We start from the raw sequence: 7,109 nt of genomic DNA, 5'->3' as shown, positions 1-7,109 counted from the left end.
ATGAGCCTGATCCGGACGCTGATGGGGACGATCCCGGCGGCCCTGCTGGCGATACCCGTGTTCGGCTACTCGATCTTCGACATGGGGCTGCCGCTGGCGGCCTTCTTCGCCAACCTGATCGTCATGGGCTGGTGGCTGGGCCTGCTGATCGTGGCCCTGATCCTGCGCCACGGCCTGGGCGCCGAAAGCCTCGCCTGGGTCGCCGTCTTCCTGCTCGCCCCCGTCAGCGCCGTCTACTACCCGGTATCGGTGCTGCCCGGCTGGCTCCAGGCGGTGGCCTGGACGCTGCCATCCGCCCATGTCTTCGAAGGCATGCGGGCGCTGCTGTTCGAGAACGCCGTCCGCTGGGACCACCTGGCCTGGGCGACCGGCCTCAACATCGCCTACATGGCCGCTGCCGCCGGCGTCTTCCTGCACTTCTTCAACGTCGCCCGCCGGCGCGGCGCGCTGCTCCAGACGGGGGAGTAGCGCCCGAACATCCCGCTTAGAACGCCTGCCCGATACTGATATAGAGCTGCCAGCTCGAGTCGGTCGGCCGCTTGTTCAGCGGCACCGCGACGTCGACCCGCAGCGGCCCGAACGCGGTGTAGTAGCGCGCGCCGATGCCCGCACCCCAGCGCAGCTCTTCCGAAAAATCCAGCGTCGGGGAATCGTAGACGTTGCCGCCGTCGATGAAGGGCACGATGCCGATGGTGTCGGTCACCTTGATCCGCATCTCCGCCCCGACCTCGATCAGGCTGCGGCCTCCGGTCGGCTCGCCTTCCGAGTCCAGCGGCCCGACGTCCTGATAGCCGTAGCCCCGGATCGATCCGCCGCCCCCGGCATAGAACCTCTTGTCCGCCGGGATGGCCGCCGTGCTCGACCCGAAGACGCTGCCCAGCGAGAACCGCCCCGCCGCCACGAACCGCCCGTCGCCGATGAAGTCGTAATAGGCGCTGTTGGTCAGCCGCGCGATGGAGAAGATCGAGCCCTCGCCGCCGATCTGCTTATAGGGCGTCACCAGCAGGTCGGTGCGGAACCCCCTGGTCGGGTTCAGCAGATCGTCGGTGCCGTCGTAGCTGACATGCAGGGGAATGCCGAACAGCGTGCTGTCGGTCGTGCCGCCCAGGTTGTCGGTGACGCTGGACTGCTCCAGCGACACGCCGCCCGACACCGTCAAGGCATCGGACAGCTTCCGCTCCAGCAGGGCGGACAGCACGATGGCGTCCCGGTCGTAGGCGTCCGGCCGCTCGCGCAGCAGGGTCGCGTCCAGGATCAGCGACTGGTTGAGCGTCAAGAAATCCGGTTTGCGGAAATTGGCGTTCAATCTCGCTTCGATATCGGTCGGATCGTTCTCGCCGATCCGCGCCAGCGTGGCCGATACTCTGAACTGCTCGGCGCCGCCGAACAGGTTGCGGTGCTGCCAGTAGACATTGGTGCCGAAACCGTCCTCGGTCGAATAGCTGAACCCGGCGCCGATCGCCCGGCGCGGCCGTTCCGCGACCGTGATGGTCACCGGCGTCACGCCGTCCGGCCCCGGTTCCCGGTCCAACCCGACCCGCACCGACGAGAAGGCGCCCAGGCCGGAGATCGACGACCGCGCGTCCTCGATCTCGGCCGGGCGGTATTCCTCCCCCGGCTTCCAGGGGATGCGGTTGCGCACCAGTTGCTCGGTCACCTGATCCAGCCCCTGGACCGAGATGTCGCCGTACCGGGTCAGCGGACCCGGATCGATGATATAGGTGACGTCCATGGTCCGGGTCTCGTGATCGACCACGGCCTTGCGCTCGGCGATGTGGGCGAAGGCGAAGCCCCGCTCGGAAAGCCGGTTGGTGGCTCTGCCCTCGGCATCGACCACCTTGGCCGCCAGCGCGGTTTCCCCAACCAGGATGCCGAGATCGGCCGCCGTGATCGGGGCGCCCTCCAGCGCCACGCCGCCGGCTCCCGCCACCGTGATCCGGTCGAAGGTATAGGCCGGTCCGGTCTCCACCTTGACGTTCACCTTGGCCGGCTCGACCGTGGTATCGACCTCTATCTCCACCTTGCCGTCGTAGAACCCGACCGATCGGAGCGCCGTCAGCAGGCGTTCCCGGTCGGCGTCGGCCCGCCGGCGCAATCCTATCGGACTGGGCGGCGGCTGCTCGTTCAGGCGGAACAGGGTGGCCGTCCCCTGAAGCAGGTCGCGGAGAGAATCGTCCTCGACGCCGGTAAGCGTGACCTCGTACGGCGTCTGCTGCGCCGAGACGGGCAGGGAGACCAAACCGCCGACTGCGAGCAGCGCCGCCAGCCCCGCCACGCCGCAGGAAAGACGAAGACGCCCCCGGAACCCGGTCCGGGTATGGGCGCGCGAGCGGATCGGGCGGAATGAACTGGTGCGGTGGCCGGAAGTCAGGGGTCGTCTCCGTTCGGGCGGTGCGTGGCAAACGTAGTGGTGACGGACGAGGTTCCCCCTGGCAACCCCCGTTGCCGAGCTTTCGAGCGTCATTCACTTGAAAACCCCGAACCCGCTCCCCACTTGGGCTAAGCGGATCGGAACGCAATGGCAATGCTTGACGGGAATACCCGCCGGGCGTCCATGTCGCACCGGTTCCACTTGTAGTTTGAGGCGCAAACTGTATACTGCGCCGCAACATGACCCGGGCACTGAGATGAATCGTGGATTCATCGTCAACGTGTTTATCCGGGCGTTTTTGTTTGCCCGCGGTACGCCGCGGCTCAACCCGGGACATCAGAGAAGTTCGGTATGGATCTGCGGAATATCGCTATCATCGCACACGTCGACCATGGCAAGACCACACTGGTCGACGTGCTGCTTCGCCAGTCCGGTTCCTTTCGCGAAAACCAGCAGGTCGCCGAACGGGCGATGGACAGCAACGACCTGGAACGTGAGCGCGGCATCACCATCCTCGCCAAGTGCACGTCGGTCCTTTGGGACGGCACCCGGATCAACATCGTCGACACCCCGGGCCACGCCGATTTCGGCGGCGAGGTCGAGCGTATCCTGAGCATGGTCGACGGCGTCGTGGTGCTGGTCGATGCGGCCGAAGGCCCCCTGCCCCAGACCAAGTTCGTGGTCGGCAAGGCGCTCAAGCTCGGCCTGCGTCCCATCGTCGTGATCAACAAGGTCGACCGTCCGGACGCCCGCGCCCACGAAGTCCATGACGAGGTGTTCGACCTGTTCGCGTCGCTGGAAGCGACCGACGAGCAGCTCGACTTCCCGACCCTGTTCGCATCCGGCCGCAACGGCTGGGCGGCGGAGAGCCTAGAAGCCGAGCGCGTCGACATGAAGCCGCTGTTCGAGCTGGTCCGCCGCCATGTCCCGCCGCCGAAGGTCGCCGCCAACAAGGACGACGCGAACTTCACGATGCTGGTGACGACGCTGGAAGCCAACCCCTATCTGGGCCGCATCCTGACCGGCCGGATCGAGACCGGCACCGCCCGCGCCAACATGCAGATCAAGTCGCTGTCGCGTGACGGCAAGGTGATCGAGACGGGCCGCATCTCCAAGCTGCTGGCCTTCCGCGGCCTGGAGCGGGTCGGTGTGGACGAGGCGCAGGCCGGCGACATCGTCGCCATCGCGGGCCTGACCAAGACCACCGTCGCCGACACCATCTGCGACCCCGCCGTCGATACCGCCCTGCCGGCCCAGCCGATCGATCCGCCGACGCTGGCGATGACCTTCTCGGTCAACGACAGCCCGCTGGCCGGCCGCGAAGGCGACAAGGTCACCAGCCGCATGATCCGCGACCGGCTGTTCCGCGAAGTCGAAGGCAACGTCGCCCTCAAGGTCTCCGAAACGGACGGCGCCGATGCGTTCGAAGTCGCCGGCCGTGGCGAACTTCAGCTCGGCATCCTGATCGAGACGATGCGCCGCGAAGGGTTCGAGCTGTCGATCTCCCGTCCGCGCGTGCTGTATCAGAACGACCCGGTCACCGGCCAGCGCCTGGAGCCGATCGAGGAAGTCGTGATCGACGTGGACGAGGAGTTCTCGGGCAGCGTCGTCCAGAAGGTCTCCGAGCGCAAGGGCGACCTGATCGAGATGAAGCCCTCGGGTGCCGGCAAGTCGCGCCTGGTGTTCCATGTGCCCTCGCGTGGCCTGATCGGCTACCAGAGCGAGTTCATGACCGACACGCGCGGCACCGGCCTGATGAACCGCCTGTTCCACGGCTATGCCCCGTACAAGGGCGCCATCGCGTCGCGTCACACCGGCGTCCTGATCTCCAACGGCGACGGCATGGCTGTTGCCTACGCGCTTTGGAACCTGGAAGACCGTGGCCCGATGATGATCGATCCCGGCGTTCCGGTCTATCAGGGCATGATCATCGGCGAGCACACCCGCGGCAACGACCTGGAAGTCAACGTCCTCAAGGGCAAGCAGCTCACCAACATCCGCGCCGCCGGCAAGGATGAAGCGGTGCGCCTGACCAACCCGATCGTGATGACGCTGGAAAAGGCGATGTCCTACATCGCCGACGACGAGTTGCTGGAAGTGACGCCGAAGTCGATCCGGCTCCGCAAGAAGCACCTCGACCCCAACGAGCGCAAGCGCGCCTCGAAGCAGGCCGAAGCCAGCTAAGCTCGATCTACCCGACGTTCGTTAAAGCGCCGCGTCCCACTCAGTGGGGCGCGGTTACTTTTTGGAGCCAGCGGATCAGTTCTTCCCGCTCGGCATCGTTGCCGATGGTCTGGACCGGCATCTTGGTCCCCGGCGTGACGACGTCAGGCCCCAGCCGGAACAGCTCGCCGACCGTCTCCGCCGTCCAGACGATATCCCCGCCCTTGAGCGCCGCCGAGTACGGATACCCCGGCACGGTCCCGATCTTCCGCCCGAACAGCCCGTACAGCGTCGGCCCCGCCTTGTTGCCGCCGTCCGGCGTCACCGTATGGCAAGCCCCGCACCGCCGGAACAGCTCCGCCCCGCGCTCCCCCTTCGGCATGTCGGAAGCATTGGCGACCTGCGCCGCCCCTGCGCTCCGGACCTCGGCTCCGGTCGCCGTATCCCAGATCCGGATAGCGCCGTCTCCCCCCGCCGTCAGCAGCCGCTTGCCATCGGGAGTGAACGCCAGCCCCCAGACCGGCCCGCGATGCCCCGCCAGGGTATGAAGCACCCACCCGTCCCCCAGCGCCGAGACCACGACGGCCCCATTCACCCCCGCCGAGGCGACGGCGCTTCCGTCCGGTGACACCGCGACGCCGAGCACCGGCGCCGGATCGCTACCCTCCAGCGCCGGCGAGACCTCAACACCCGCCTTCAGGTCCCAGACCCGCACCCGCCCATCGATGCCGCCCGTAACCACGCGCTTACCATCGGGAGTCAGCACGAGCGCATTGACCGGTAACCCGCCGCCAAAAATCTCAACTTCCCGCCCGTCCGCCCGCTCCCAAACCCGAACGGTGCCATCCTCCCCCGCACTGACCACCCGTGATCCATCCAGCGTAAACGCCACCGCGTTGACATTGCCGGCATGCCCCGTCAGTTCCGCAACCTGCTTCCCCGTCTCCAGGTCCCACAACCGGATCGTCCGGTCCCAGGCCGCCGAAGCAGCCACCCGCCCATCGGGAGCCACGGCCACGGCGGCAACGCGCCCCTTATGCCCCTCCATGATCCGCTCCGGCACCGCCCGCCCCAGCCGCCACAGCAGAACCTTGCCGTCATCTCCACCGCTGACAACGCGCAAGCCATCCGGCGTGAAAGCCACCGCATTGACCGCCGCCTCATGCCCATGCATCAGCGAAACCGCAGCCCCCGCCTTCAGGTCCCAGAGCATCACCGAGTAATCGAACCCGGCACTCGCCACCCGCTGACCATCGCTCGAAAGCGCAACGCCCTTGACCACGCCGCCATGGCCGATCAACTGCGCCTGAGCCTGGAATACGGCGACAAGAAGTATTGCAATGCCGATCAGGAAACGAAGAACAGACAAAACTGGAAGCGGCATTATCCCAACTCCATTTTTGTTCAGCGCGACAAACCACAATCAACAAATGTCGGCTGCGACACTAATGGTTCCGATACGATCCCTCACCGGATAATTTACTTTTAGGTTGTTGGCCTCAACCTGTTCCGTCATCAGTGTAGGGGTCCGTGCGTACGGGCGTTGGGGCCGCCCGGTGGCTCGAACGCAATGATATTAGTGCGTATCTCTTCGGGAGCGAGGACGATTCTGATACGCTCCGCCAGTTCCTCCATGCGGAACGGCTTGAGGATGATTGCCGACACGCCGCACGCCGTCTCATTGAACGAGAAGGCGGCATGCCCGGTGATGATGATCGCCTTCAGGTCCGGGTCGGCACGGCGGGCTTCCTCGACGAGATCCGTCCCGAACATCCCCGGCATGGCGTAGTCAGTGATCAGCAGATGCACCGGCCCCTCTTGCCCAAGCAAGGCAAGCGCTTCCTCGCCGTTGCGCGCCTCTTGGACTTCATAGCCGATCTCCCGGAGCGCCATGGCAATCCCCATGCGGCCCAACGCCTCGTCGTCCACCAATAGGATCGTCTCACCGCCGCCAGCGGTAGACACCGCCCCAGGCAAGCACCGCTCGCTCTTCGGCGCGGCATTGGACTTGGGCAGGTACAATTTCACGATCGTCCCGCGCCCAGGCTCGCTTTCAATTTCGGCGCCGCCGCCGGACTGGTTGGCGAAGCCATGCACCATGCTCAGCCCCAAGCCAGTGCCCTTATCGCTTTCCTTGGTCGTGAAGAACGGGTCGAAGGCTTGCTCAAGGACATCCGCAGGCATGCCGCAGCCGGTATCGGTGACTGACAGGACGACATAGCCTCCCGGCTTGAGTTTGCCGTCTTCAGTCTGCATCACGTCCACATTGCGGGCGGCGATGGTGATCTTCCCATTCCTGTTCATCGCATCGCGGGCGTTGATGGCGAGGTTCAGGACGGCCAGCTCAGTCTGGGTGGGATCGACCATGATGGGATCCACGCTGCGGTCAATCTCCACCTCGATGCGCACGCCGTCGCCGACCGCCTTCTGCAACAGGTCGCCCATCCCGGCCACGAGGTCACGCACATCGACCGGCTGAGGGTCCAACTGCTGGCGGCGGGAGAAGGCCATGAGTTGGCGCACCAGCTTCGAGCTTCGCTCCACCGCCTGCATGGTCGCATCGGCGATCTCCCGG

5 protein-coding genes are annotated in these 7,109 nt (G+C 66.0%); 2 read left to right on the top strand and 3 right to left on the bottom strand.

Annotated features, from left to right (window positions below; genetic code table 11):
- The coding region (locus tag AC5JJ6_RS34235) for an ABC transporter permease (protein WP_496046326.1) at positions 1 to 468 on the top strand (468 nt) is incomplete at its 5' end.
- Between the two features lie 16 nt (positions 469 to 484).
- Here AC5JJ6_RS34235 and AC5JJ6_RS34230 read toward each other — a convergent pair.
- A complete protein-coding gene (locus AC5JJ6_RS34230) occupies positions 485 to 2,464 on the bottom strand; it encodes an autotransporter assembly complex protein TamA (protein ID WP_496046325.1) in 1,980 nt (659 codons plus the stop codon).
- 258 nt (positions 2,465 to 2,722) lie between these two features.
- On the opposite strand from AC5JJ6_RS34230, the gene typA reads away from it, so the two are divergent.
- Positions 2,723 to 4,555 (top strand): translational GTPase TypA, encoded by a 1,833-nt coding sequence (gene typA / locus AC5JJ6_RS34225; RefSeq protein WP_044432296.1) that lies wholly within the window; start codon positions 2,723 to 2,725, stop codon positions 4,553 to 4,555.
- 40 nt (positions 4,556 to 4,595) lie between these two features.
- On the opposite strand, the gene AC5JJ6_RS34220 is transcribed toward typA, so the two are convergent.
- Both AC5JJ6_RS34220 and AC5JJ6_RS34215 read right to left on the bottom strand, forming a co-directional pair.
- A complete protein-coding gene (locus AC5JJ6_RS34220; protein ID WP_496046324.1) occupies positions 4,596 to 5,918 on the bottom strand; it encodes a c-type cytochrome in 1,323 nt (440 codons plus the stop codon).
- A gap of 131 nt (positions 5,919 to 6,049) precedes the next feature.
- On the bottom strand, positions 6,050 to 7,087 hold the full coding sequence (locus AC5JJ6_RS34215) for an ATP-binding protein (RefSeq protein ID WP_496046323.1): 1,038 nt from the start codon (positions 7,085 to 7,087) through the stop codon (positions 6,050 to 6,052).
- Positions 7,088 to 7,109 lie beyond the last annotated feature (22 nt).

The organism is Skermanella sp., from assembly GCF_059503625.1.
Note: the sequence above shows the minus strand (reverse complement) of the source record. Positions and strands in the feature narration are given on the sequence as shown.